The following is a 430-nucleotide window of genomic DNA, read 5'->3' on the forward strand; positions in this document are numbered from 1 at the left end:
TTCTCGACCTCCGCGAAGCGGGGATCGTCGGGCGGCGCCTGCATCGACGCCGCGACGGCGTTCGGGCTCTCGCCGAAGAACCATTGCAGCCCGTTGAGGCTGTAGATCCCGATATCGACGAGCGAGCCGCCGCCGGCCACCGACCGTTTCATCCGCCATTGGTCGCGGGGAAGCGCGGGGTCGAGGGGCCGGTGATGGTCGGACGTCGCGAACCAGACCTGTCCCAGTTCGCCCGCGTCGAGCATCGCCTTGGCGCGGAGGTTGTGCGGCTCCCAGTGCGCCCGGTAGGCGATCATCAGCTTGCGGCCGGCGGCCTTGGCGGCGTCGATCATCCGCTGGCACTCGGCCGGCGAATTCGCCATCGGCTTCTCGCAGAAGACGTGCTTGCCCGCCTCGAACGCCTTCACCGTCAGCTCGGCATGGGTGGAAT

The 430-nt window shown here is 68.6% G+C and carries 1 protein-coding gene; it reads right to left on the reverse strand.

What is annotated here, in order from left to right:
- Positions 1–430, reverse strand: a 430-nt coding sequence (locus C1631_RS25610) for a Gfo/Idh/MocA family protein (RefSeq protein ID WP_133248977.1), incomplete at both ends; no start/stop codon positions are given.

Origin of the sequence: Chryseobacterium phosphatilyticum (assembly GCF_002899825.2) — a bacterium.
GTDB lineage: Bacteria > Bacteroidota > Bacteroidia > Flavobacteriales > Weeksellaceae > Chryseobacterium > Chryseobacterium phosphatilyticum.